At 61.8% G+C, this 24,339-nt stretch carries 27 protein-coding genes; 13 read left to right on the plus strand and 14 right to left on the minus strand.

Annotation, left to right across the window (positions count from 1 at the left end):
- Positions 1-5 precede the first annotated feature (5 nt).
- The 4 genes from KBY58_RS05790 to KBY58_RS05805 are packed head-to-tail and all read left to right on the plus strand — an operon-like array spanning position 6 to position 4,282.
- Entirely contained in the window at positions 6-1,271 is a 1,266-nt protein-coding gene (locus KBY58_RS05790; protein ID WP_255003393.1) for an FIST N-terminal domain-containing protein, read from the plus strand.
- Positions 1,271-1,969, plus strand: a complete 699-nt coding sequence (gene trmB, locus KBY58_RS05795) for a tRNA (guanosine(46)-N7)-methyltransferase TrmB (RefSeq protein WP_315858035.1) — start codon at positions 1,271-1,273, stop codon at positions 1,967-1,969. Before KBY58_RS05790 ends, trmB begins: the two co-directional genes overlap by 1 nt.
- Complete coding sequence (locus KBY58_RS05800; RefSeq protein ID WP_255003395.1) at positions 1,966-3,300, plus strand: IctB family putative bicarbonate transporter; 1,335 nt, start codon at positions 1,966-1,968, stop codon at positions 3,298-3,300. The genes trmB and KBY58_RS05800 overlap by 4 nt, the downstream gene beginning before the upstream one ends.
- Positions 3,293-4,282, plus strand: a complete 990-nt coding sequence (locus KBY58_RS05805; protein ID WP_255003396.1) for a BadF/BadG/BcrA/BcrD ATPase family protein — start codon at positions 3,293-3,295, stop codon at positions 4,280-4,282. The genes KBY58_RS05800 and KBY58_RS05805 overlap by 8 nt, the downstream gene beginning before the upstream one ends.
- Here KBY58_RS05805 and glmM read toward each other — a convergent pair.
- On the minus strand, positions 4,269-5,675 hold the full coding sequence (gene glmM / locus KBY58_RS05810; RefSeq protein WP_255003397.1) for a phosphoglucosamine mutase: 1,407 nt from the start codon (positions 5,673-5,675) through the stop codon (positions 4,269-4,271). The two genes, KBY58_RS05805 and glmM, sit on opposite strands and share 14 nt — an antisense overlap.
- Before the next feature lie 48 nt (positions 5,676-5,723).
- Positions 5,724-5,951 (minus strand): hypothetical protein, encoded by a 228-nt coding sequence (locus KBY58_RS05815; protein ID WP_255003399.1) that lies wholly within the window; start codon positions 5,949-5,951, stop codon positions 5,724-5,726.
- A 50-nt stretch (positions 5,952-6,001) separates the two neighbouring features.
- Here KBY58_RS05815 and KBY58_RS05820 point away from each other — a divergent pair, with 50 nt between their 5' ends.
- Entirely contained in the window at positions 6,002-8,011 is a 2,010-nt protein-coding gene (locus tag KBY58_RS05820; RefSeq protein WP_409995720.1) for a transglycosylase SLT domain-containing protein, read from the plus strand.
- Here KBY58_RS05820 and KBY58_RS05825 read toward each other — a convergent pair.
- Positions 7,997-8,485, minus strand: a complete 489-nt coding sequence (locus KBY58_RS05825; protein ID WP_254934572.1) for a hypothetical protein — start codon at positions 8,483-8,485, stop codon at positions 7,997-7,999. The genes KBY58_RS05820 and KBY58_RS05825 overlap by 15 nt on opposite strands.
- On the minus strand, positions 8,482-8,913 hold the full coding sequence (locus KBY58_RS05830) for an NIL domain-containing protein (RefSeq protein WP_255003401.1): 432 nt from the start codon (positions 8,911-8,913) through the stop codon (positions 8,482-8,484). The genes KBY58_RS05825 and KBY58_RS05830 overlap by 4 nt, the downstream gene beginning before the upstream one ends.
- 75 nt (positions 8,914-8,988) lie before the next feature.
- On the opposite strand from KBY58_RS05830, the gene KBY58_RS05835 reads away from it, so the two are divergent.
- Both KBY58_RS05835 and thyX read left to right on the plus strand, forming a co-directional pair.
- A complete protein-coding gene (locus tag KBY58_RS05835) occupies positions 8,989-9,567 on the plus strand; it encodes a thioredoxin domain-containing protein (RefSeq protein ID WP_255003402.1) in 579 nt (192 codons plus the stop codon).
- 40 nt (positions 9,568-9,607) lie between these two features.
- Entirely contained in the window at positions 9,608-10,333 is a 726-nt protein-coding gene (gene thyX, locus KBY58_RS05840) for an FAD-dependent thymidylate synthase (protein ID WP_255003403.1), read from the plus strand.
- 32 nt (positions 10,334-10,365) lie between these two features.
- Here the strand turns inward: thyX and dcd are convergent, their stop codons facing one another.
- Together dcd and KBY58_RS05850 are read right to left on the minus strand one after the other, a co-directional pair.
- A complete protein-coding gene (gene dcd / locus KBY58_RS05845; RefSeq protein WP_255003404.1) occupies positions 10,366-10,959 on the minus strand; it encodes a dCTP deaminase in 594 nt (197 codons plus the stop codon).
- A gap of 15 nt (positions 10,960-10,974) precedes the next feature.
- A complete protein-coding gene (locus tag KBY58_RS05850) occupies positions 10,975-11,574 on the minus strand; it encodes a cob(I)yrinic acid a,c-diamide adenosyltransferase (protein ID WP_255003406.1) in 600 nt (199 codons plus the stop codon).
- Positions 11,575-11,799: 225 nt separating this feature from the next.
- Here KBY58_RS05850 and ntcA point away from each other — a divergent pair, with 225 nt between their 5' ends.
- Genes ntcA through KBY58_RS05865 form a run of 3 tightly spaced genes read left to right on the plus strand, consistent with a single transcriptional unit; the run spans position 11,800 to position 14,227 of the window.
- Positions 11,800-12,540 carry a global nitrogen regulator NtcA gene (ntcA, locus tag KBY58_RS05855; protein ID WP_254934665.1) on the plus strand — a complete coding sequence of 247 codons (741 nt, stop codon included), beginning with the start codon at positions 11,800-11,802 and terminating at the stop codon, positions 12,538-12,540.
- A 41-nt stretch (positions 12,541-12,581) separates the two neighbouring features.
- Positions 12,582-13,778, plus strand: a complete 1,197-nt coding sequence (locus tag KBY58_RS05860) for a DUF3084 domain-containing protein (RefSeq protein WP_255003407.1) — start codon at positions 12,582-12,584, stop codon at positions 13,776-13,778.
- Positions 13,775-14,227 carry a resolvase gene (locus KBY58_RS05865; protein ID WP_255003409.1) on the plus strand — a complete coding sequence of 151 codons (453 nt, stop codon included), beginning with the start codon at positions 13,775-13,777 and terminating at the stop codon, positions 14,225-14,227. Before KBY58_RS05860 ends, KBY58_RS05865 begins: the two co-directional genes overlap by 4 nt.
- On the opposite strand, the gene KBY58_RS05870 is transcribed toward KBY58_RS05865, so the two are convergent.
- The 4 genes from KBY58_RS05870 to psbH are packed head-to-tail and all read right to left on the minus strand — an operon-like array spanning position 14,205 to position 15,576.
- Positions 14,205-14,462 (minus strand): DUF3146 family protein, encoded by a 258-nt coding sequence (locus KBY58_RS05870; RefSeq protein WP_254934564.1) that lies wholly within the window; start codon positions 14,460-14,462, stop codon positions 14,205-14,207. The genes KBY58_RS05865 and KBY58_RS05870 overlap by 23 nt on opposite strands.
- A gap of 4 nt (positions 14,463-14,466) precedes the next feature.
- Entirely contained in the window at positions 14,467-15,075 is a 609-nt protein-coding gene (gene pth, locus KBY58_RS05875; protein ID WP_255003416.1) for an aminoacyl-tRNA hydrolase, read from the minus strand.
- A gap of 32 nt (positions 15,076-15,107) precedes the next feature.
- The gene (locus KBY58_RS05880; protein WP_254934563.1) at positions 15,108-15,353 is read right to left on the minus strand and encodes a TatA/E family twin arginine-targeting protein translocase; all 246 of its coding nucleotides are present in this window, start codon (positions 15,351-15,353) and stop codon (positions 15,108-15,110) included.
- Positions 15,354-15,375: 22 nt separating this feature from the next.
- Complete coding sequence (gene psbH, locus KBY58_RS05885; protein WP_254934562.1) at positions 15,376-15,576, minus strand: photosystem II reaction center phosphoprotein PsbH; 201 nt, start codon at positions 15,574-15,576, stop codon at positions 15,376-15,378.
- A 112-nt stretch (positions 15,577-15,688) separates the two neighbouring features.
- Here psbH and psbN point away from each other — a divergent pair, with 112 nt between their 5' ends.
- The gene (gene psbN, locus KBY58_RS05890) at positions 15,689-15,838 is read left to right on the plus strand and encodes a photosystem II reaction center protein PsbN (RefSeq protein WP_254934561.1); all 150 of its coding nucleotides are present in this window, start codon (positions 15,689-15,691) and stop codon (positions 15,836-15,838) included.
- On the opposite strand, the gene KBY58_RS05895 is transcribed toward psbN, so the two are convergent.
- A complete protein-coding gene (locus tag KBY58_RS05895; RefSeq protein WP_255003410.1) occupies positions 15,826-18,810 on the minus strand; it encodes an alpha-mannosidase in 2,985 nt (994 codons plus the stop codon). The genes psbN and KBY58_RS05895 overlap by 13 nt on opposite strands.
- A 78-nt stretch (positions 18,811-18,888) precedes the next feature.
- Between KBY58_RS05895 and KBY58_RS05900 the strand changes: the two genes are divergently transcribed.
- A complete protein-coding gene (locus KBY58_RS05900) occupies positions 18,889-19,008 on the plus strand; it encodes a photosystem II reaction center protein I (RefSeq protein ID WP_254934559.1) in 120 nt (39 codons plus the stop codon).
- A 127-nt stretch (positions 19,009-19,135) separates the two neighbouring features.
- Entirely contained in the window at positions 19,136-21,592 is a 2,457-nt protein-coding gene (locus KBY58_RS05905) for a DUF3769 domain-containing protein (protein ID WP_255003411.1), read from the plus strand.
- A 13-nt stretch (positions 21,593-21,605) separates the two neighbouring features.
- Here the strand turns inward: KBY58_RS05905 and KBY58_RS05910 are convergent, their stop codons facing one another.
- The 3 genes from KBY58_RS05910 to KBY58_RS05920 all read right to left on the minus strand — a co-directional run.
- Entirely contained in the window at positions 21,606-22,232 is a 627-nt protein-coding gene (locus KBY58_RS05910; RefSeq protein ID WP_255003412.1) for a 3-isopropylmalate dehydratase small subunit, read from the minus strand.
- A 44-nt stretch (positions 22,233-22,276) separates the two neighbouring features.
- Positions 22,277-23,680 (minus strand): 3-isopropylmalate dehydratase large subunit, encoded by a 1,404-nt coding sequence (leuC, locus tag KBY58_RS05915; protein ID WP_254934556.1) that lies wholly within the window; start codon positions 23,678-23,680, stop codon positions 22,277-22,279.
- 28 nt (positions 23,681-23,708) lie between these two features.
- A partial coding sequence (locus tag KBY58_RS05920) for a nicotinamide-nucleotide amidohydrolase family protein (RefSeq protein ID WP_255003413.1) occupies positions 23,709-24,339 on the minus strand: 631 nt, incomplete at its 5' end.

Genomic DNA, 24,339 nt, shown 5'->3' on the forward strand with positions numbered 1-24,339 from the left:
CAGCGATGGCTGCCTTTTCCCTGCCGAACTGGTTGAAGCTTGGTGCCACCCCTGGCGACCAGGGCCCTTGGTGCCGCACGGCCTTGGCCACCGATGCCTCCCTGCAGGCGGCGGTTGATGCCGTAGCCAGCCAACTGCAGGGCACGGGTTCGGCCGATTTAGCCCTGGTATTTGCTTCGGCCAGCTACGCCAGCGACCTGCCCAGGCTGTTGCCCCTGTTGCAGGCCCAACTACAGGCCAGCCATTGGCTTGGCTGCCTAGGAGGCGGGGTGGTGGGCACCGATGCCGCCGGTAAACCCCATGAGCTCGAGCATGCTCCAGCCCTGAGCGTCAGCCTGCTGCGGCTGCCGGGAGCCGAACTGCGCCCCTTTGCCATCGACACCCAATCCCTCCCCGACCTAGACGGTTCTGCCCAGCCGTGGCAGGAGTTGGTGGCTGCGGAACCCAGCGACTGCCCCTCGATGTTGCTGCTGGTGGATCCCAGCTGCAACGCCATCAACGACCTCATCAACGGCCTCGATTACGCATGCCCCCAGGCCACAAAGATCGGTGGAATTGCCTCCCAGCACAGCTCCGCCCATGGCTCCCTGCTCTTTGGCGACAAGGTCACCAAGGGGGCAGTTGGCTGCTTGATCGGCGGCGACTGGCGCCTAGATCCGGTGGTGGCCCAGGGCTGTCGCCCGATCGGGCCAGTGCTTGAAATCGAGCAGGCCCAGCGCAACGTGATGCTGGAGGTGAGCGAGGGCAACAAACGCAATAGCCCCGTGGCCGCCCTTCAAGCGATCCTCTCCAGCCTCAGCGCCGACGAACGGGAGCTAGCCAAGAATTCCTTATTTTTAGGGGTTGGCCGCAGCAGTTTCAGCCTGGAGGCGGCGGACCAGCAGGCCTTTTTAGTGCGCAACCTGATTGGGGTGGATCCCCGCAATGGGGCCGTTGCTGTGGCCGAGCGCCTTCGGGTGGGCCAGCAGGTGCAATTCCAGCTGCGCGATGGCACCACCTCCCGCCAGGAGTTGCAGCAGCTACTCGAAGACCAACACCGGCGCCAGAGCCAACCCCTAGCCGCCTTCCTATTTGCCTGTTTGGGCCGGGGCCAGGGGCTCTATGGCGAACGCGATGGCGATGTGGGCGTGGCCCGGGAGATTTTCGGCGATGTGCCCATGGCTGGGGCCTTTTGCAATGGCGAAATTGGCCCAGTGGCCGGCAGCACCCACCTGCACGGCTACACCGCCAGCTGGGGATTTTTTGTCCCAAATGCCGATGCCGTCGACTGATGCGGCAACACGTCAATCCGCTCAGTCGCATCTACCAACACCCCCTGGCCCTGCCGCCACCAAGGGAGTTATTCAGCGATCCAGATCGGCCAATCCACCTAGACATCGGCTGCGCCAGGGGCAGATTTCTACTGGCCATGGCCCAGGCCCAACCGGAGCGCAATTACCTGGGCGTAGAGATCCGCCGGCCCCTGGTGCAGGCCGCTGAATTAGATCGAGTCGCCCTGGGGCTCACAAACCTGAGATATCTCTTTTGCAATGCCAATGTGAGCCTCCAAACCTGGCTGCAGCAGTTGGGGGGAAGTCAGCTAGAGCTGGTATCGATCCAGTTCCCTGATCCCTGGTTCAAAAATCGGCACCACAAACGTCGGGTGCTCCAACCCGAGCTCCTGCTAGCCATCGCCGCGGCCCTCGATCCAGGCCGGGAGCTGTTTATCCAGAGTGATGTGCTGGCAGTGATCGAGCCAATGGTGGAGCTGATCGAAGCCAGTGGCTGCTTTGCAAGGCCAAGCACCGACGAGCTGCCATGGCGCCATAACAACCCCCTGGCCTGCCCGACTGAGCGGGAAACCCTAGTGCTGCAGGAGGGTTTGCCCGTATACCGGGTGCTCTATCAACGCAACCAACAGGCCCCACCAGGGGCAAATTTCTACGTTGGCACCGATAATCCGCCAAACAGCCCAGCTCCCCTCCCTTGAGCAGCTCCGCCAGCGCGCCAGCAGTTCCCCTAATCCTGCGCTGGCAGGGAGTGCTGGCCAACTACCCGGCGGGCCAGCTAGGCCGCCAACTGACCCTGATCTCAGGCATCGTGCTGTGCGCCTTGATGGCCGGGCTGCCGCTGGTGACCCGCACTGGCATGACTTTGCTGATTGCCGCCAGTGGCCTGCTCTGGGTATTGATAGCCCTGCGCACTCCAGCCGGGGACATCGGTTCAATCAATCGCTGGCTGCTGGGGATCATTGCCTTAGCACTCCTTGCCACGGGGTTTTCGCCCGTGCCAAGCGCCGCCCTGCATGGCTTTTTAAAACTGCTGAGCTACCTGGGGGTTTACGCCCTGATGCGCCAGTTGCTCGCTACAGAACCGATCTGGTGGGATCGAATTGTGGCTGCCCTGCTGGCCGGCCAGCTGGTGACCAGTGTGTTGGGCATTCGCCAACTATTTGGCGACACCAGTGAACTAGCCCGCTGGGCCGACCCCAACTCCGTGGCAGACGGCACGATCCGGATCTACGGCACCCTCGATAACCCAAACCTGCTGGCCGGTTACCTACTGCCGGCCATACCGCTGGCGCTGGTGGCCCTGTTGCGCTGGCCTGGCATGGCCCGCAAGGCCTTTGCCCTGGCTGCCCTGCTGCTGGGCATAGCGGCCCTGGTGCTCACCTACAGCCGCGGAGCCTGGATGGGGTTGGTGGCAGAAGCCGCAGTGGTGGTGGTTTTGCTTGGCAGCAGCCTCACCCACAGCTGGCCGCCCCTCTGGCGCAGGCTATTTCCCCTATTGCTACTGGTGCTGGGCGCTGCGGCTCTGGTGGTGGTGGTCACCCAGGTGGAACCCCTCAGGGTGCGGGTGCTCAGCCTGGTGGCGGGCCGCAATGACAGCTCCAACAACTTCCGCATCAACGTGTGGCTAGCGGCGCTCGACATGATCCAGGCCCGCCCCTGGCTGGGTATCGGCCCCGGCAACGACGCCTTCAATCAGATCTATCCCCTCTTTGCCCAGCCCCGTTTCAATGCCCTGAGCGCCTATTCAATCCCGCTTGAACTCAGCGTGGAAGCTGGAATCCCCGGGCTGCTCGCCGGCATCGGCCTGGTGCTCTGCTGCCTGCGCAGCGCCCTTGGCCAATGGGGCCGGGGTGGCTTTTGGGCCCTGCCGGCCCTGGCGGTGCTGGCCGTGATCGCCGGCCTGGGGGTGCAGGGCCTCACCGACACGATTTTCTTCCGCCCAGAGGTGCAGCTGAGCGGCTGGTTCTGCGTAGCCACCTTGGCGGCGGCCCCAACTGCTACAAGCACACCGCCTAATTCCCGTGACTGAAGCTGGCCTGTTGGCCGGCTTTGATGCCGGCCAAACCCACACCACCTGTCGCCTGGTCGATGCCAGCAGTGGCGAAACCTGGGCTGAGGGCCAGGGCCCCGGCGTCAGCCACCTCGCCTCGCCCAGGGGCCCGGAGCATTTTTGGGCGGCGCTGCAGGCCAGCCTGGAAGCTGCCTATGGACATAGGCATGGGCATGGCCAGCAAAAACCAGCGCTGCTGGCAGCTGCCATTGGCGCCAGCGGCATCGAAGTGGGCAGCCCGGGGGCCGAAAGCGAATTACAACTTCAGGGCAAAACCCTGGCGGCAGGGGCCCTGGGGCTGCAGATGGGGCGGATCTGCGTAACGGGGGATGAGCGCACCGCCCTGCGGGGGGCGATGGGGCAGGCTCGGGCAGGAATTCTGGTGATCAGTGGCACCGGCACGATTGCCGTGGGCCGCAATGGCGCAGGCCTCGAGCACCGCTGTTCAGGCTGGGGCTGGTTATTGGATGGCGCCGGTTCGGCCATGGATATCGGCCGAGATGGGCTGGCCCTCAGCCTGCAGATGGCCGATGCCCGAGTGGCCGATGGCCCCCTCCGCCAGCAGATCTGGCAGCACCTGGGCCTTGATCCCCAGGCCCCAAGCTCCCCCCAAGCCATCAAGACCATGGTGGTGGCTCCGGGCTTTGGGGCAGCAGGTTTTGCGCGCCTAGCCCCGGTGGTGGCCGAACTCGCCCAGGCCGGTGATAGCCATGCCCTGGCGATCTTTAAGCGCTCCGGCCAAGCCCTCGCCCAGATGACGGCAACGATCAGCGGCAGGCTTGATCTGGAAGCCCCCCTGGTCTGGGCTGCGGGCGGAGCCCTACTTCACCTGGCCCCCCTAAGCAGTGCCTTCTCGGAGGCATTGGCGATCGCTTGCCCTGGCGCCCAGCTAGCGGCCGCAGCTGGAGATGCTTGTGATGGTGCCCTAGGCCTGGCTCGGGAGCTACTTAATGCCCGTTGAGATGGTGCTCGGCCTCGGACGCCAGGTGGGCTGCCCAATGGTCGACCAGTCCTTGCTCAGCCGCCTCCACCATCACGCGCAATAGGGGCTCGGTGCCACTGGCCCGCACCAGCACCCTGCCCTGGCCATCCATGGCCGCCTCGGCCCGCTCCACCGCCATGCGCATCGGCTCGCAGTCCTGCCATTGCTGGCGCCGAAGGCGATCGGGAACGGTCACATTCACCAGGCTTTGGGGATAGGGGCTAAAGCTGGTATCCAGCCAATCCGCCAGGCTCTGGCCCCGGTGATGGAGAAGGGTGGCCACCTGCAGGGCCGTCAGCAGGCCATCACCGCTCATGCCATGGCGGGCCGAGAGGATGTGGCCCGATTGCTCACCACCTAGGCCGGCCCCCAGCTGCTCCATGGCCTGGTGCACAAACTGATCGCCAACGGCGGTGCGCTCGAGCACCCCCCCCTTAGCTTGCCAGGCCTTTTCGAAGCCCAAATTGGACATCACCGTGGCCACGATCCGATTGGCCGGCAGTTGGCCCTCAGCCAGTAGGGCCGATCCCCAGAGATAGAGGATCTGGTCCCCATCCACCAGGCGGCCCTTGCCATCAACGGCGAGCATCCGATCCGCATCGCCATCAAAGGCAAAGCCCATGCTGGCGCCCCTCTCGAGCACGCCCTGGCGCAGCTTTTCGAGGTAGGTGCTGCCGCAGTCGACATTGATCTGCTCGCCATCCGGGCTGCCATGGAGCACGCTCAGATCGGCGCCCAGCTCCTTAAAAACAGCTTCACCGCAGGCGGTGGCAGACCCCCAGCAGAGGTCCAAAACAATCTTGCAGCCCTGCAAACGCCTGCCACGGACGCTCGCCAACAGAGCGCGCTGGTAATCAGCCAGCAGATCGCCTCGATCGAGCACCCTGCCATTTCCGGAGAAGCCTGGCCCTCCAGCACCTGCAGCCTGGCCAGCCAGGCCCGACAGGCCGGCTTCCACCGCCTGTTGCTGGGCGCGGCTGAGCTTGGCGCCAGAGGGGCCAAACATCTTGATGCCATTGTCGTGGGGTGGGTTGTGGCTGGCGGAAACCATCAGGCCGCCACTGGCGTTGAGGCGGCGAATCGCCCCTGGCACCGCCGGGGTGGGGCAGAGGCCCATGCTCCAAACCTCCCTTCCTGCTGCCGTAAGGCCCGCGCTGAGGGCAGCCTCAAGCATCGGGCCACTGCTACGGGAATCCTTGCCGATCAATATCGGCCCGCCCGGGGGCAAAACCTGGCCGCACCAGTAGCCCACCTGCATCGCCAAAGCGGGGCTGAGCTGGCTGCCCACCCGGCCGCGAATGCCATCGGTGCCGAAGCCCGCAACCGCACCGCCAAGGGGAAGGCCAACGGGATGGGGGACCTTCTCGACCATGGGGCTTTGCTCGAAGGAGGCCAGGCTAAGTGGCCCGCCTCGGCCGCCCTAGCGCCAGCGTGGCGGCCACCAAATCCAGATCAACAATTCGCCAATGGCCCAAAGCAGCAGGGCTCCCACCACCCAGCCAGGCAGCCAATTCAAAGGCCAATAGGGCCTCAGTAGCAGCAAGGCGCCAGTCGCTGCCCAAACCCTCAGGCTGCGTAGCCGTTGGGAGGCACCTGGCAGCTGCACCTGACCTTGCTGGAGCCAGGACCAACGCGGGGGCCATCGCATGGCAGACAAAACAGGCCGTGGTGTTCCCACAATGGCGCCATTGCCGCTCCATGCCCTTGGCCCGCCTCGTCCAGTTACTTGCCCTTAGCTGCCTCGGCAGCTTTGGCCTGCTGCTGGCTGGCGATGCCCTGCTCGAGTGGGGCCCCCAGCCCAACCCCCAAACCCCCCGTTGGCAGCTCGAAGGCTGGCGCCAGCTAGCTGCCGATCCCGAAAAACGCCGGGAAGCCAGCCTGCTGTTGGCCGCCCAGGCAAATGCCGATCCCAGACGCCAACTGCAACTACTTGGCAACCAGGCCTGGGGGCCTGACCCCATTGCGGGAGTGGTGCTCAAACAACAGGCCCTCGCCCAGACTGCCCTGGGGGAGCACCAGGCAGCTGAGCTGCTCTGGCAGCAACTGCAGCGCCGTTTCCCCAAAGATCCCAGCAGCGCCGATGCCCTTTACAGCCTGGGGGCCAGCCGACCTTCCCTACGCCAGCAGCTCCTCAAGCGCTTCCCGGCCCACCCCGCCGCCCTGGCCGCGGCCCTGGAGGCGGGCCCCAGCCCCAAAGACCAACGCCAAGGAGCCCTGCACCTGGCCCGCTGGGGTATCCGCTGGCCCGGTGCAGATCGAAAACTCCAGGCGGTTTGCCGCCGGGAGCGGGCCCTAAAACCAGCCGAACGCAACCAGTTGGCCACGGGCCTGGCCCAACTGTCAGATACCGACAGAGCCCAGGCCTGCCTGCGGGGAACAGCAGCCTCGCCAACCACCACCCTGGCCCTGGCCAAAGCACTCCTCAAGGGCCCAGGTGGCGGGCAGGGGCAAGCCCAGCTGCAGCAAGCCGACCAGCTGCTGCTGAGCCTGGCCCAAGGCCATCCCCAAAGTTTGGAAGCGGCCGAAGCCACCCGTCTCCTGGCGGAGGGCGAAGGTGCCAGCAACCTGCAAGCCCTCGGGCAACTACCTGAAAATCTCAGGCAGAGCGCGCCTGTGCAAGCGCGGCTAGCCCTGGAAAACGGCAAGGTTGAAAGTGCCCTTGCCGTGCTCAACCGCTGGCCCAAGGATCCCGCCAGCTGGGAACTCCAATGGCAAGCAGCCCGCCTGGCCCTACTGAAGGGCCAATGGTCCACGGCCCGCCAGCTGCTCTCTAGCCCCACCAACCAATATTTGCCGCTTGATCTATCGGCCCGTCAAAAGTTTTGGTTGGGCTTTTCGCTGTTGCGCCTAGGCCAGGAAAGGGCCGCCAGGGCGCAATGGGAGCTGGTTCAAAAGCAACATCCCGAGGGCTATTACGGCTGGAGGACAGCGGTGCGTTTGGGCCGCGGCGATCAGCAGTTGAAAAGTGCTGGAACATCAGCCTTGGCCAAACCAAGCTGGAGCCCCTTGGCCAGCCCATCGCCATCGCTTAATCGGCTGTGGCGACTGGGCCTCAACCAGGAAGCCTGGGAACACTGGCGCCACCAGCGCGGCGGTCAAGCGCCCCAGCGGGCCCAGGAGCTGCTGCTCGAGGGTCGCTTGCGCCAGGGAGCCGGCGACGACTGGATCGGCTTGGGCCAATTGGAACAGGCCGGACTCAAGCTCCAGCCCCATCAGTGCAACGCGAGGAGCCAACTGCTGAACGCCCAGAGAAGGCCGCGCTTTGTGGAAATTTTTAACCCCGTGGCAGAACGCCACGGCCTGGCGGCCAGCCTGCTGGCAGGGGTAGCCAAACAGGAATCGCGCTTTTCCCCCGGCGTCAAATCAGTGGCCGGAGCGGTGGGCCTGATGCAGCTGATGCCAGAAACCGCCCAGGAGCTCGCCGGCCGGCCGCTGGGCAATGAAGAGCTTGAAAATCCCCAAATCAGTGCAGACCTAGGTGGTCTTTACATCAAACAACTGTTGGGTCTGTGGGCCGGCAACCCGATCCTGGCCATTGCCAGTTACAACGCGGGACCCGGGGCCGTATCCCGTTGGGCTTCCCGTCCGATTGGGCCATGGCCGGAACTTTGGGTAGAGGCCATTCCCTATCCCGAAACCCGGCTCTACGTAAAAAAAGTGCTCGGCAATGCCTGGACTTACCAGCAAGAGCGCTTAGCCAATTGTTAAGCCGGGATCTTGGCTGGAAATGAAGTGGCCTGCGGTCGCCCCAAGCAACACCAGCAGGGTGAGGGCTGCGGTTAGCAGCGCTGGCGGGGGCACCACCCGAATCCGGGCCAAATCAACCCGCGCCAGCAGCACCCCAGAAGCCAGGATCAGCACGTGGCTAAGCACCTGCAAATGCAGCATGTAGAGCCCGCCAATGGTCACGATCAAAAGGGTGATCACCAAACTGATCACTCGGCTGGCCGCCATCAGGCTGGAAACCCGTTGCAACAGCAAATCGGGCATGGTGCAAATCACCACCACCACCACCGCATGCAGGCAATCGAGGGACCAAAACAGACTGGGCCACTGAAGTGAATCGACGTTGATCCCAGGGGGGTGGCCCCAGCTGAGCCCCTCATAGACCGCAATGGCCACCAACACCAACAGCATCGGCGCCCGCAGGGGCAGCAGCAGTAGGCGCAAGGCGGCTTTCACAGTTTTTTCATGACAGTTGGCTGGTCAAGCACTAGGGCAATCGCGTCCAGTGGGCAGCTGGGGATGCACTGCTCACACACCAGACAGCGTTGCGCATCAAACTGCAACTGCCAAGACGGCGCGTCAAAACCCAAGGCCCCACTGGGGCACACGCTCGAGCAAATGCCGCAGTCGACGCAGCGTGCCGGGTCGACCTGAATCTGGCCTGGGGCGCGGTTTATGCCCAGACCCTGGCCCTCGAGCCAATGTTCCGCTGCGGCGAGCTCATCGATGTCGCCTGAGAGTTCGACCACCATCGTGCCGCTCTGGTTTGGAGCGATTTGGGCCCGCAGGATTTTGGCGGCCACATCAAAATCGACCGCCAGCCGGTAGGTGATTGGCTGGTGAACAGCCTCCCGGGGGAAATGCAGGGTTAGACGCCGTTTCATCGGGGCCGCTCAGCTATGGGGCCGCTCAGCTGTGGCGTCCTGCAAAAAGCTAGCAAGCACTGGCAAAGTGCCCCCATGATCGAAACTCCGGATCCGGGTCCTAGCCAGCAGCGCGGCCACAAGGAAAGCTTGCTGCTGCTGCTTTTAGCGGTTGTTTTGGCCGGGGCCGTGCTCTGGTTTCGCGGTGGCCTCCATCCCGAGGCGCCCCTCGAGCGCATGGCTCGCCAATCTCCAGACCTCCAGGTCGCCCTCGCCAATGGCAAACCAAGCATGGTGGAGTTCTACGCCGACTGGTGCGAGGCCTGCAAATCGATGGCACCGGCGATGGAGACGATGGAGTCCCAACACCGCGGAGAGCTCAATGTGGTGCTGCTCAACGTCGACAACCCCCGCTGGCAACCACAGATGGATCGCTATGGCGTCAATGGCATCCCCCAGCTGGAATTGTTCAACGACCAAGGCGTCGACATTGGCCGCTCAATCGGCGCCCGCAGCGGCGCAGAACTGCAGGCCATGGCCCAGGCCCTAATCGCCAAGGAACCCCTGCCCAAGTTCGCCGGGATGGGTGCCATAAGCACGCTTGACGTCGCCGAGCAGAATCAAGCCAAAGGGGTGACATCCCCAAGCCAGGCCGGCCCCCGCAGCCACGGCTAATCCGACCAACCATCTCTGATAACCGCCAACCCAACCCCCCATGGATCCCCGTTTCCGGGTGGCCCTTATTGCCGCCACCCCAAATCCCCAGCAGTGCGTCTATGCCGGCATGCACCAGGACTACAGCGAGGGCTTTGTGGCAGGCGATTCGGCCAACTGGCCCGAAGAAACTAAGGCTGGGGAGATTTGTGTAAAGCGTTTGCTGTCTGGGGAGAGGGGCCACTACGGCCCCCTGGAGCATGCCCAAATTGTGCTGAATGTGGGCTGGTTTCCCCATTCGGTGATGCAACAGGCCCGCACCCACCGGGTGGGGGTGAGCTTCGATGTGCAGTCGATGCGTTATACCGGCGATCGCATCTGTAAAGCCGCAGCAGGGGAGCTGGAGCTGGAGGAGGTTTTCTACCTACGCCCAGAGGGTAATTACAGCGACCGGCAAGGTAAAAAATACGCCTACACAGGCGAGCAAAGGGCCATCGACCTGGGGCTTTGTCAGCAGGCCGCTGAGCGCTACAGGGATCTACTGGCGGCAGGTTTTGCGGAGGAGCATGCCCGCGGCATCCTGCCCTTCGACTATCGCCAACACTTTGTGGTGAGCTTCACCCTGCGGGCCTTTCTTCACTTTTTAGATCTGCGGGCCAAGCTCGATGCCCAGCAGGAAATTCGCGAACTCTGCGACCTGATGTGGCCCCACCTGCAAACCTGGACACCCCAGTTTGCAGATTGGTATGAGAGGAGCCGGCTCCACAAAGCCCGCCTGGCGCCCTAGGACTCCCTAAAATTCGCTAGAGCTCCCGGTACTTAAACTTTGGCAAGGGTCACCCGCTCTGGCTGATGTTGATATTTACCGGCCCGATCCTGATAGGTGGTCTCGCAGGGATCTCCCTCAAAAAAGAGCAACTGGCAAATTCCCTCATTGGCATAAATGCGGCAATCAGCCCCCGAAGAGTTACTGAACTCCAAGGTGAGATGGCCCTCCCAACTGGCTTCAGCTGGGGTGGTATTCACAATGATGCCAAGGCGGGCATAGGTGCTTTTGCCGAGGCAGATCACGGTGATATTGGCTGGCACCCTCATCTTTTCCAGCGCCACGCCTAGGCCATAGGAATGGGCCGGCAAAATGAAGTAGGACCCGTCGGCATCTTCGGCGAGGGCTGCTGGTTCGAGGTTGGCGGGATTGAAGCGCTTCGGATTCATGATCGTGCCCGGCACATGGCGGAAGATCAAAAACTCCTTGGGCGAGAGGCGCAGGTCGTAGCCATAGGAAGAGCAACCAAAGCTCAGTACTGGCGAGGCACCATTCTCTGGATCGAGATGCCTAACGAGGCTGGATTGAAATGGCTCGAGCATGCCCACTGCGGCCTGCTCCTTGATCCAAAGGTCGTTTTTAAGCATGACGGGAGAGAGAACCTAAAAGCCGCGACGCAGCTCGGTGACTTGATCAGCCAGGGCCATCAGGGCAGGCCCCATGGCAGGGCCAGTAAGGATGACATCCAGGTGGGCTGGACGGCGCTCAAGCGCATCGAGCACCTCGGCCGGCTGGAGGTAGCCCAGCTCCATCGCCAAGCCAAGTTCATCGAGCACCATTAGGTCCACCGCCCCACTGATCAGCTGCTCGCGGCTGAAGGCCCAAACCTCCTGCACGGCGGCCAAGGCGCCGCCATCTGCAAATTCAGCTTGCGCAGTTTCGGCCAAACAAGCTGGCACCGCAGGGCGCAGCCACTGCAGGCGGCCACATAGCCAAACACTGTTGGCCACCCCCTGCTCCACCCCGCCCTTGAGCAGCTGGGAAACCAGCACCCGGCTACCAAGACCAGCAGCTCGTAGGGCCTGGCTGAGAACGGAGCCAAAGCTGCCCCGGAAAGGGGCCGTATGGATCTGAAGCAGACCTTCCGACTGCTCGGCAATGCGTAAGGGCCTGGGGGCATGGGCCTGGATGCCACCGGCCACCAACTCCAACCGCTGCGGGCGCTGGTGGTTTGGGTTGGCAGCAGACAGGCTGGCGGTCATCAACTCCCCGGAGATCTGGCTTTAGGAACGCAGCCAGCCCTAGGGGCGAATGCCGCAGAATCTGAATGTAGCGGCGTAGGGGCCTTTTACAAGGAAAGGACACTACCGATAGTGGAAGCATCCGTACTACTGGTGCCGCGCCAGGGCATGGGGCGCCAAAAAGGTGCGGGTTGCTACATGTTGAGGCAGCGGTGGTACCTAGGTTCCTGCCATCTGTCCAGCACGATGGTTGGCGTGATCCACGGATTCAGCCGTACGGCCAACACACCGTCAACCGGCTCCCCCGGCAGCGTGGCGGGGGTCGGTGTGGCGAGCCAGGGCTCCGCAACCCTGCTGGAGGTAATCCGCTCCCTTTCTGGTAGCAGCGTTGAAACGGTTGAACGGGGGAAAACCATCTTCTTTCCCGGAGACCCCGCAGAACGGGTCTACTTATTGCGCCGCGGCGCTGTCCGCCTCTCACGGGTCTACGAATCCGGAGAGGAAATCACGGTGGCCCTACTCCGCGAAAACAGCCTTTTCGGGGTCTTGTCGCTGCTGACGGGCCAGCGTTCAGACAGGTTTTATCACGCGATTGCCTTCACCAGGGTGGAGATGGTGACGGCGCCGGCCACCTCCGTAAGGCGGGCCATTGAGCAGGACGCCAGCGTTGGACTGCTCCTGCTGCAGGGCCTTTCTTCGAGGATTCTGCAGACCGAAACGATGATAGAAACCCTCACCCACCGCGATATGTCTTCGCGGCTGGTGAGCTTTCTGCTAGTTCTCTGCCGGGATTTTGGGGTGCCTGGCAACGAGGGGATCACCATTGATCTGCGCCTCTCACACCAGGCGATCGCCGAGGCCATTGGCTCCACCCGGGTAACAATCACCCGCCTGCTGGGCGACCTACGCAACGAAGGGCTGGTGCAGATCGATCGCAAAAAAATCACCGTGTTTGATCCGATCGCCCTGGCCAAGCGCTTTAGCTAAAGCCTTTCGCCGGGGGATACTGGTACCCCCTGCTGAAACCTGTGTCGGGCTGGCTTCTGATCCTGGCGCTGCTCGTGCTTGGGGGCGTGCTCTCGACCCTTGGTGATCGCCTGGGCAGCCGGGTGGGCAAGGCCCGTTTAAGCCTGTTTCAGATGCGGCCCCGACGCACGGCCGTGTTGATCACCGTGCTCACCGGCAGCGTGATCAGTGCCGTGTCTTTGGGCTTAATGCTTTTGGTGAGTGAACGGCTGCGGGTGGGGCTTTTTGAGCTCGACAAGCTGGAAACTCGCCTGCAAACCAGCCGCAGCAACCTGGCCACGAGCGAAGCCAAGCGGAAGCAGGCAGAAAAGGAGCAGGCCCGCTTCCAGGGCCAACTAAACCAATCGGAAGCCAGGCTGGTGACCCTGCGTGGGAGCCTGGCACCGCTGCTGGCCCAGCGCCGGCAACTGGAGGCGGAACGCAGCCGCTTGGGCCGCGACCTACAGGTGCGGGATGCCGAAATCCGCAGCAACGAAAGGGATTTGGCCCAGGTGCGCAGCCAAATTGCCGCCGGCACAAAAGAGCTCAAGGATCTGGAGACAAACCTGATTGCCTTCCGCCGGGGCGATGTGGTGATCAGCAGCGGTCAAATCCTGGCCAGCGCCAAGGTGAAGCTGGAGCAGCCAAGCCAGGCAAAATCCGTGGTTACGGCCCTGTTGCAGCAGGCCAACCTCAATGCCTTTCGCAGGGTGCTGCCGGGCCAGAACGCTGATCGGCAAATTCTGCTGGTGCCCCGTAGCGACATTGCCAAACTCGAAGAAATGCTTGCCAAACCAGGCAGCTGGGTGGTGAGCCTGATTTCGGCAGCCAATGTGTTGCGCGGGGAAAGGCAGGTGCTGGCCTTCCCCGACCTCCGGCCAAACCGACCCGTGATCAAGGCCGGTGAAGTGCTTGCCAGCACCATCCTGGAAGGGGATCTCAGCAATCCCGAGGCGATCAACAGACGCCTAAATCTGCTGCTCGCTGCCGCCTATGCCCGAGCCCAGCGCCAGGGCACGGTGGCGGATGGCCTTCAGGTGGATCCAGCCGCGGTGCGGCAACTGAGCTCGGAGTTAAGCGAACGACCCAGGGGCCTTGTCGTTGCCCTTTCGGCGGTCGCTGTTCAAAGTGCTGACACTCCCGATCCAATTGCGGTGGAACTGCGCTGGGATCGGGATGGCGATCTACAGAAGGGTGGCGCCCGGGGCAACCTTCGGTGAACTGGAAACCGAATTGCCTAATTGCCGGCATCGACCCAGGCCGCAGCAAATGCGGTCTCGTCATTGCCGATCGGGTGGGCGGCTGGATCGAACAGGCCGCCATTCTCGAACCGGAAGCGGCCCTCGCCTGGCTGGGCCATTGGCGGGGCGAAGGCCTAGCCAGCCTGGTAATTGGCAACGGCACCGGCAGTAGGGGCTGGCTTCATGCCATTGCCCCATTGGGTATGGAAACCCATCTCGTGGACGAATACGGCACCACCCTGGCCGCCCGGCATCGCTTTTGGCAGCTATTCCCCCCCAAAGGCCTCAGGCGCCTAGTGCCCAGGGGCCTGCGCCTCCCCCCCCGCGACCTGGATGATCTAGCGGCCCAGCTACTGGTGGAAGGCCACCTGAAACGGGAACTCAAGCGCCGGGACAGCGCCCTGATCAGAACTTGGCCCGCACCGTAAAAACGTAGTCACCACCAGGCTCCAGCTGGTAGTCAGCCTTCAGCAAAAAGCGCAGCAGGGCATCTTGGATCAGGGCCCGGCCCAGGGAGGGCTCCACACTTAATTGACCCCGATCGAATGCCCAGCTAAAGGTCCACTTAAAACCGCCCGCACTCACCTCACCCTCCAACAGCCGTTGGCTAAAGCTCTGGTGAAGCACCCTCAATTGCGCCGTGGTGGCAGGAAGTCGAGCCATGCAATCAGGTTGCGGCCTCTTCTGGCTTGAAACTGTTCAAACGATTGCCAGCCCGCTCGAGCCCCAGGCGCAGAATTAAGTCGATGCCACTCTCAACCTCGGCCAACACCGATTTGAGTTGGGGCTGTTCACCTGAGGCAAAGCTGCCCAACACGTGGCCCAAGGTGCGCTCTTTGCGCTCAATTGGGTGGAGGGCAGGGGCCCCAATGCCAATGCGTAGCCGGGGAAAATCCTGGGTGCCCAGGTGGCTGATCGTGCTGCGTAAACCGTTGTGACCGCCTGCACTACCGCTGGCGCGCAGGCGCAATTTGCCCAGGGGTAGGTCCATGTCGTCGACCAGCACCAACAACTGCCCAGGCTCCAGGCCAAACCAATCGAGGGCAGCACGAATCGAGCGGCCGCTCTCGTTCATGTAGGTCTGGGGCATCAACAACCTCAAGCGCCTATTTCCCTGGCCCACTTCAGCCAGGAGGCCGTGCAACTTGGCCTGATTACGAAAGCTAGCCTTTGCCGCTGCCGCCAACTGCTCAAGGGCCATGAAGCCCACGTTGTGGCGAGTGCCGGCATATTTGCTGCCCGGATTACCCAGGCCCACAACCAGCTGTAAAGCCAGAGCTGGCGACTCAGGATTCAAGGCCACTCCCGTCAGGCCGCGGGCGGCTCTTCGATAACCGGCTCTGGCATAGGAACGGGCAGTTGAACTGGGGCTTCAGTTTCAGGATTCATGGCACCACGGAACTCCTTCTCAAATTCCGAGGAGGCCGATTGAAATCCCTTCAGGGTTTTGCCCAGGGTCTTACCCAGCTCAGGCAGGCGCTTCGGTCCAAACACCAGCAACCCAATGGCAGCAATAACTGCCATTTCGGGTAATCCGATGCCAAAAAAATTCATGGAGCTGGGGGGTGATTGGAGCTCAGCCGAAGCCGTTCCAGTTCACGTTGATGCCTTCCAGCAGCAGCGACTTGTTGTACAGCTGCAGGATCACCAGCAGAAACACTAGGAAAAGCACCATGAAGATGCCCATCACCGGAGTGGTGCCCCAACCCGGCACAACCTTGCCGTACTCGGAATTCAAGGGGCGGAGCAGATTTCCGAGGCGGGTCCGTTGGGCCATGGCTGCTAGGTCCTCTCGCTCAAAGAATTGCAATAGCTACTGTAAGGGCCTCGCTGGCTCCGATGCGTTGGGCTGTCGAGACTTGTGACGCAATTCGCCAGGTAAACGCCCCATGGACCCCGCCGCTACTGGCTCACCTGCCCTTTCCATAGCCATGGCCGTTTTGGCCGTACTGCTTGCCCTGACTGGCTTTGGCGTCTACACGGCCTTTGGCCCTCCGTCGAAGCAACTGACCGATCCCTTTGACGATCACGAAGATTGAGTTGGTCCTACCAACCAAAAACCCAGGGCCCAGGGTTTGAGTTCAACTGAGAGCTTTTGGGGCGATTGCTGATCCAGGCCGTCCAACCGCGCCAAAAGCGTCCAATCGGCCCCCAAATCCAATTGGCGGCGACCTGGCGAGCTGTTTTGAACAGCCACTAGCAGCTCGCCGGGGCCTGAACCGGCCCTGCAACTAACCAGCTGGAGACCATCCCCCAGGGGTGGCAAGCCAAGCTGAGTAGCGGGGCCAGGGATTGGTGATTCGGCGGGCCTAAGCCAGAGGGGCTCCCGAAACCGGATTGCCTGCTGCGGCACCTGGTCCTGTTGCCAATGGCCAGGGCAGGGCATCAGCGCCAGGCGTAGGCGCTGATATCCGTTGTCTGCGCCTGGATCAGGCCAGGTGGGGGCCCGAAGTAGCGAAACCCCAAGGGCTCCAGGGGCAGCAGACACCCCCTGGGGGCCATCGAGCAACACGGCCAAGCCCCCCTGGCCAGGCACCGATGCCAGCCAACTGATCACGGGCACTTCCCAGCGGGCCAGTTCGCGGGGGGTGATGGCCTGGGCGGGGCGTTCCAAAATGCCCCCACTGGTGTCGGCTGCCCAGCGCTGGGCAGGCTGCAGCAGGGGAATCTCCAGGCGCAGCAGTTCATGGCGGGCTCGCCAGTCGACCTGCAGCAGCAGCTCAACCCAGCTCGATCCAGCCCGCAGGCGCACCTCCAGACGCACGGAGCTGTCGCCGCAGTAGCCCCGTTGCACAAAGCTGCAACAAAGGGGCCCCTGTTCTGTCAGTACCGGACCTTCCTGCCAAGCCCATGGCAGGGGATGCTCGCGGTAATCGGCTGCCAAATCCCAGGCATCCCAGAACTCACCGGAATCGCCAAAGCGCTGCCAAGCCAGGGGGGCGGCCAACTGGGGGACCCCATCGGCACCCCAGAGCTGAACAAGCCCCCCAGCTCCCACTTCCAGGCCCACCAGGCCGTTATCTACCCGCCAGCGGCCCTGGCTGTTGGAATCGCCAGCGCGCCCGGGCAGGGTTTCCAGCTCCACCGTATGGCTGATCCCGGCAAGACCTGCAGCCGGTGCTGGCTGGGCACCCAGTTGGCGTTGCAGGGGCTGGGCCACCACCCCCGCCAGAGACGGCAGCTGAACCCAACTGGCACCGCCGTTAGAAGGCTGCTGGGGCAACGGTTGACCGTGGCAACTCCACTGGCCTGGTGGCAAGCGCAGCACGACCGCCTGGGGCGCCAGGGGCTGGAGTTGGGCGACCCACCAATGCTGGCTGGACTCACTCTGCGGGTCGGCTTGCGGGTGCCTACCGCCAGCCAACCAGGCCTGCAGGGCCCAATCCCGTTGCTGCCTGGCCTGGCGGCGGGCCTGGCGCCATTGGGGCTCGGCCTGCTCAAAGACCTCAGGAATAGATGTGCCCGGCAGGATGTCGTGAAACTGCTGGAACAGCAGCACCCGCCAATCGATAGCGGTAGGTGCCAAAGCCCCGGCGGCCAAGCTGGCCCCGGCGAGGCCAGTCGCCAGCTCCGCCTCCCGAAGCAGGCGTTCGAGGCTGCGGTTATGCCGCTTCTGATCCGGCCGACTGGTGGCGCAGCCCCGATGCAACTCCAGGTAGAGCTCATCGCGCCAAACCGGCAAGTCATCTTTAGCGGACTCCAGCCCAGCCAAATAGGTCCGCAGGCTGCCCTGGTGCTGCTGCACCGCCTCCCCTTGCTGGTGCCACAACTCCAGCTGCTCGAGCATTTCAGCGGTGGGGCCGCCGCCGTGGTCGCCCACGCCCGGTAACCAAAGGGCCTGGGGAGAACCCGTGGCAGCTGTCCACTCCAGGCGATAGCGCTCCATCGCCACAGGGTCGCCGTCGGTCCCAATCGGAGCCGTCATTAGGGCGAGGACCTCAGCCCCACAGCGGCCACGCCAGCGGAACAGCCTGTGGGGGAAGGGATTGGTGGCATTCCAGAACAACTTGTGGGTGCAAAACCAGCGCACCCCTGTGGCCTGGGCCACCGCTGGCAGCCCCGCCCCAAAGCCAAAGCTGTCCGGCAGCCAGGCCAACCCGTGCTCCAGCTGGGGGAAGGTACGGCGGCTGTAGTGCTGGCCAAGCTGGAATTGACGCAGCAGCGAGGCCGTGCTGATCAGCACGCAATCACTCTCCACCCAAGGGCCATTGATCGGCTCGAATCGCCCCGCCGCCACCGCCTCGAGCAGCTGGCCAAACAGATCGGGGCGGCCCTGCTCCAGCCAGGAGTAGAGGGCTGGGGTGGAATGGGCGAAATGGAGCTCTGGAAATCGCTCCATCAGCGACAACACTGAGGCGAAGGTACGTTCGGCGGCCTGCCAGGTGTCGGCCACTGGCCACAGCCAGGCCAAATCGAGGTGGGCATGGCCCAGCACGTGAAAACGGGCATTGGCGGCTGGCTCAGAACCATGCCGACGCAGGTCGGCCAGGGCCTGCTTTGTTTCCAGCAAGAGACCCTGGGGATCAGCAGGGTCCTTGGGCTCCAAGACCAGCGCACTGGCGATCAGGGCCCCGTCGTCGTGCAGGGGGCTGCGCAGGCGCAGTTCCAAAGCCAAGGGGGGCCCTTGCCACCAACTGGCCGGCAGGGGCCAGCGGCAGGCGGTATCGAACAGGTCACCACCATGGACAAGGCGGCCATCCACCCAGAGTTCTGCCTGGTCAGCCCACCAACGCAGGGTGAGCCTGGCGATGGCCTGGTCAGCAAGCCCCCGCCAGGCCTCAGGGCAGACCAACTCCAGCCTGAGCTGATGCCATTGGCCTCCCCTGGGCCAAATCACCAGGCCCCGGGCCTGCCAATCGGGGCGATGCTGCCCGCCCCAGGGGTGTTGCAGGGCAGCGGCTTCGGAGCCATCGGGCTGAATACAGCCCCAAAGGGACTGGAGGTCCCAGCTGAAACGTGACTGAAACGTTTCAATCCGCTGGGTCTGAGGTGCACCAGGGGCCTCTGGCATCGTTGGATAGCAAGCCAAGTCCCATAGGATGATGCGGCTGCCCAGGGGCTGCCGCCCGTCTCCACCCAAGACCGAACCATGCTGGCTCTCAAGATCTCGGTTTATTCGGTCGTCTTCTTATTTATTGGGATTTTCGTGTTTGGCTTCCTAGCCAGCGATCCCAGCCGCACCCCCAGCCGCAAGGACCTCGAGGATTGAATCGGCGGCCTGCGGTGCTGGGGGCTTGTTCTCCTAAATGCCTGTGGCATGATCACGGGCTCCTAAACCCGTTAAGCCCGACGTGCGTGGCCTGCAAGATCCAGCTGCGCCGTTAAGGGGCTTTCTTTTGGGTTCGCTCGTCGCCGTACTGCCCTCAGCTCAGGTGTGGGCGGCGCCAAAAATGGCAATTCCAATGCCGGGCTCGGCAAACACCAGCCAGGGATCCACCAGTCCAAGTAAGCAACCAGCTACAGAGCCAATTACCCCGGGCCAAGGGCAGGGTTTTGTGAACATCCGTGCCGACAAACAGGGATTTGACGGACAGCTAAATCGCTACGTAGCCACGGGCAAGGTTCGACTGCAATTCAACGGCTGGACCCTGCTGGCAGATCGGCTGGAAGTTGAGGAGAAAAGCCGCAGCTTCTATGCCACAGGGCAGGTGCGACTGCGTAAAGGAGACCAGTATCTCCAAGCCAGCAGCATTCGCTATAGCTATTGGGAAGGGATTGGTGAGCTTGAAGACGTCTATGGAGTAATTGACCAAGACACGCTCAAAGCAGATACTTCGCTGTCCGAAGCGCCTGATACCGCTAGAACCACAGCAGCCGCTGATATTCCTTTTGTCTGTCCGCCACTACAGGCAACTGGCAAATCAACCGCCATCAGCCTGATACCACCAAGCAGGGTCAACCTGCCAGTCATGGCAGCAGGAGCCGGCTGCCCAGGCAGCCAGGGCGTGGCAAGACCAAAGCGAATGCAAGAAGCCCTGGAGCAGGTGGCCTTTAAGCAAGGGGCCTATGAAGAACCAGCACTTATCAACCAGAAAGCCGAAACCAATTCCTCGGAGGGCTATGCAGGCAATGAAATCAACCAGCGGGTGCGCAATGTGCAATATCAACGCAGCTTCAACACCGGGATCAAGGTCAATTTTTCAGGGCTAATCGGCTATACAACTCCCTCAAGCCTTGGTGGCGGTTCAGGCTCTCGCTCTTTTGATAAGTCTAAAGATTTAATCCGCCGCATACGTTTTCAAAGTAGCAATCTAAGAATCAGCAAACAGGTTTGGACCTCGCGTCAAATGGCCTTTACCAACGACCCATTCACGCCAGCCCGCTCCTGGACCATGGCCCGCAATGTGACCGCCGCCATGGCAGCCGATGGCAGCACCAAAATCTGGGCACGCAATGGAAACATTATCCTTGAAAACAAGCTTTCTCTGCCAGCTGTTTTCAGCACAACTCTGAATCAGCAAAAGCCAAGTTATGCTTTTGGAGTTGACAATCAAGATCGTGATGGATTTTTCGTTGGCTACAACGTAAAACCCATTCAACTGGGATCTGGCGGCGGCACCCTCAAACTCCAGCCCCAGCTACTTCTAGAAAGGGCTATCAGCGGTCAAAACAGTTCATTTGTAGCCAAGGGAGCCAGCCTGGCCAGCCCGACGGTCACCAAATCCAACACAGCCGCAGACGACTTTGGCTTGATCGCAATTACAAATTTACCGATTAAGAGGTTTAACTTTAATTCTTTTGTGAGCCTGTCGACTCTTAATCCCGAAAATATTCCCTCGGGAACACGCAGCGTAAATCGAATCAGCACACCACTTAAGCTGCCCCTACTGGGAAGTTCCTCAGCAAGTGCATATGGCAACTACCGAGAGAGAATATACAACGGAAGCCTTGGCCAACAGACACTTGTCTACTCATATGGGCTCGAGATAGGCGGCAGCAACGTGCTCCAAACCCAACGCAGCCAACCATTGGCACTAAAAGAAACTGGCGACATAAGTTTCGCCAATCCTGCGGTAGCTAGCGCCGAATTAGAAAAGAATGATTTTAGCAAATCAACTTCAGCAAGCCCATTTTTTCAACCTATTAACTTTAGCTGGAATCTGAGCTCAGGCAATTTTCAAGCAACACTCTTTGATACCGGCGCCCTCGCTACCCTTTGGCGAACGACCGCCTCTGGAACAGTTTCATCCGGGTTTTCCATCTGGAAAGGCAAGGCCCTATCCACCAAAACAAATCCGATAGCAGGCCTTAACTATTCAGCTACGGCAATAACACCAGGACTCAGCGTTGATTTTGGAGCCAGCGGTCTGGCTGCCAACTACGGCGATGGCAGCAATCAAAACACCATCACATTCTTTGGCGGGCCATCCCTGACCCTTGGACATTTTGAAAAGCCCTTTTTTGATTACACCCGCCTTTCTGCATCGATTTCGGGTACCTTCCTGGGGGGGATTAGCCCCTTTGGCTTTGATCGCTCTGTTGATAACCGCACCATTTCATTTGCCGCCAGCCAGCAGATTTATGGACCCCTAGTAGTCGAGGGCGGCGCCACATACAACATCGATCCCAACTCAATTTATTATGGCAATAATTCCTACTCATACATAGAAGTCAAATGGCAACGCCGCTCCTATGAGCTCGGGGTGTATTACAGCCCCTACGATGGCATCGGCGGCATCAGGGTGAAGCTCAACGATTTTGATTTTGATGGCACTGGCGTGCCCTTTGTGCCCACAGCGCCCTCTGCTAGAAAATTTGATGCCTCAATGCCGATTCAGCGGCGGTCAAGCTAAATCAACAATCAAGTTATTGAGCAGTGATAAAGCTATTGAGATAGGGCAGCTGATTCGCGACCCTGTTGAGCTCGCGGTCATGGCTAATTAACTGCGAAGTGGCATCCCACTGACCACTCAGCAACATTTGCCTGGCACCAACTGCCAATTGCAGGGGCCATTGCTGAGCTGACGAGCTTGTGGCAACTAAAGCCTCAAGATCAAGGCTGAACTCCTGGGCTGGATCGGCCTTAGCGGCCTCCTGGAGGCTCAAAATCCCAGCATGGTCTGAGGTGAAACAGGGGATGCCCAAGGCCAGGCAATTGCCGTAGAAGATCTCAGCAAAGCTCTCCCCTACAACCGCCCGAATACCCCAGCGCATCAAGGCCTGGGGCGCATGTTCGCGGCTGGAGCCACAACCAAAATTGCGGTTCACAAATAGCAGGTTGGCTCCCTGTTGGGCGGAGCGATCTAAGGGATGCTCACCCTTTAGCTCCCCACGGTCATCTGCAAATACCTGCTGCCCCAAACCATCAAAGGTGACGCATTTCAAAAATCGAGCCGGAATAATCCGATCTGTATCGATGTCATCGCCGCAAAGCACCACGGCGCGGCCACTCACCTTGCCGATCAGGCCCAGGGGGAAGAGGGGTGCAGACATCACAAATAGGGCAAGGGGAACAGGGAAAAGAGAAACCTGAGGAACTACAACAACTCGCGCACATCACTGACCTTGCCAGCAATTGCAGCTGCGGCAACCATCGCCGGACTCATTAACAGGGTGCGGCCGCTGGCAGAACCTTGGCGACCCTTGAAATTGCGATTGCTGGAGCTAGCGCTGATCTGGCGCCCCTCGAGGCGGTCTGGATTCATGGCCAGACACATCGAACAGCCTGGTTCGCGCCACTCAAATCCAGCCTCCCGAAACACCACATCCAGGCCTGCCGCTTCCGCCGCTAGCGCAACCTGCTCTGAACCTGGCACCACAAAAGCCTTGATTCCTGGCGCCACGTGGCGGCCCTTAGCGATGGCCGCCGCGGCCTCCAGGTCGCTGAGCCGGCCATTGGTACAACTGCCGATAAAACAAACATCAATGGGCAGTCCCACAATTGGCGTTCCTGGATTTAGGTCCATGTAGCGGTAGGCCTCCTCAGCCAGGGGGCGCTCGTCGGCTGGTATTTGCTCCAGGGTTGGCACTGTTTCATTGACGCCTATGCCCTGGCCTGGCGTAATCCCCCAGGTAACCGTGGGAGCAATCGTGCTGGCATCGAAGCGCAGCTCATCGTCGAAGACCGCCTCGGGCCCACTCGCCAAGCTGCTCCACCAGGTCAGGGCCCGACTCCAGGCATCCCCAGTGGGCGCGTAGGGCCTCCCTTCGAGGTAGGCAAAAGTGGTGGCATCGGGGTTCACATAGCCGCAGCGGGCCCCGCCCTCAATCGCCATATTGCAAAGGGTCATGCGCTCCTCCATCGAGAGGGCAGCAATGGCCGGACCCGCAAATTCATAGGCATAGCCCACACCACCCTTCACCCCGAGGCTGCGGATGATGTGCAGCACCAAATCCTTGGCATAGACCCCTGGTTGCAGCTGGCCATCCACCCAAAGGCGCCTCACCTTGAGCTTGCCCATCGCCAGACTTTGGCTGGCCAACACATCTCGCACCTGGCTCGTGCCAATGCCAAAGGCGATAGCACCAAAGGCCCCGTGGGTGGAGGTATGGGAGTCGCCGCAGGCCACGGTCATGCCGGGCTGGGTTAGGCCCAGCTCTGGGGCGATCACATGGACAATCCCCTGGCGGCCGCTGCCGAGCCCGTGGAGGGTGATGCCGTGCTTAGAGCAGTTGCGCTCCAGGGTGACCAGCATCTCCTCGGCCAGGGAATCGGCGAAGGGCCGGGCCTGGGATGTCGTGGGCACGATGTGGTCAACGGTGGCAACCGTGCGCTCCGGATGGCGCACGCCAAGGCCCAAATCCTGCAGGGCAGCAAAAGCCTGGGGACTGGTGACCTCGTGAATCAGGTGCAAACCGATGAATAGCTGGCTCGAACCACCGGGCAGCTCGGCGACCTGGTGCAAATCCCAGACCTTGTCGTAGAGGGTGCCGGAGCTCAAGGTGCAGGGTTCAACTTGGTACTTAAGCCTAAAAGAGCTGCAGACGCAGCCGATTTAGCGATTCCCCCACCGTGAGGGCCTGGATCAACTGTCGACCATGGCGCTCGCCGAAGCGCAGCAGCTCAGAACTACTCCCCTTTGGCCCAGCAAGGCCGAAATAGACCGTGCCCACTGGCTTATCGGGGCCACCGCCACCCGGTCCGGCGATGCCTGTCACGGCGACGCCCCAGGTGGCGGATGTGGCGCGGCGGACCCCTTCGGCCATGGCAATGGCCACCGGCGCACTTACGGCGCCATGGCGCTCCAACAATTCCGCAGGCACCCCAAGCAATTCCTGCTTGATGGCATTGGCATAGGCGATCACCCCGCCCAAAAAACCATCGGAGGCCCCTGGCACCGCCGCCAAAGCTGCCCCTAGCCCACCTCCCGTACAACTTTCTGCCACCGCCAAGGTTTCAGCCCGCTGGCGCAATTGTTCGAGCACAACCCAGGCCAAATTCTCCGCATCGGCGCCAAAGCAGTCCAGGCCCGCTCTGAGTTTGATTTCAGCCTCAACAGGCTGCAGCAGCGACCAAGCAGCCAGCTCGGATGCGGCCTTAGCCGTAATCCGCAGCTTTACTTCCCCCGCACTTGCATAGGGCGCCACCGTGGGGTTGGCC

The organism is Cyanobium sp. HWJ4-Hawea, from assembly GCF_024345815.1.
GTDB lineage: Bacteria > Cyanobacteriota > Cyanobacteriia > PCC-6307 > Cyanobiaceae > Cyanobium_A.